The sequence below is a fragment of the Tamlana crocina genome (genome assembly GCF_012037625.1).
Window position 1 is genome coordinate 1 of record NZ_JAAVJS010000574.1, and the last position, 342, is coordinate 342.

Here is a 342-nt window from a genome sequence, read left to right on the forward strand (position 1 = left end):
TTCTTTCCCCCAGCACTGGAAATTCCTGCGTAATTTCATAGTCTTTGATTGTAGTTTTCTCATTCAAAACTTTTTTCAGCAGCCTTTCAAGCTTAGGCAAATTCCAGTCTCTGCTTCCAAAACTCAGGAGAGACTTGTTTTCTATTGCAGCTTCAGAAGTTCTAAAGGTCTTGTAAAAAACCTCGTTTGCAGACTTGATCCTGAGATTAGTGTCAAGCACGATCCAGGGTTCCCTCACCGTTTTAAGAATATCAACTGCAAAATTTTTAGCTGTAGTGAGATTTCTGTTCATACTCAGCAGTTCCTGGTTAAGGCTCGTCAGCTCTTCATTGGCGCTTTGCA

General features: G+C 40.9%; 1 protein-coding gene. It reads right to left on the bottom strand.

Annotated features, from left to right (window positions below):
- A partial coding sequence (locus tag HC176_RS18100; RefSeq protein WP_209309811.1) for a nitrogen regulation protein NR(II) occupies positions 1 to 292 on the bottom strand: 292 nt, incomplete at its 3' end.
- Positions 293 to 342: the final 50 nt, after the last annotated feature.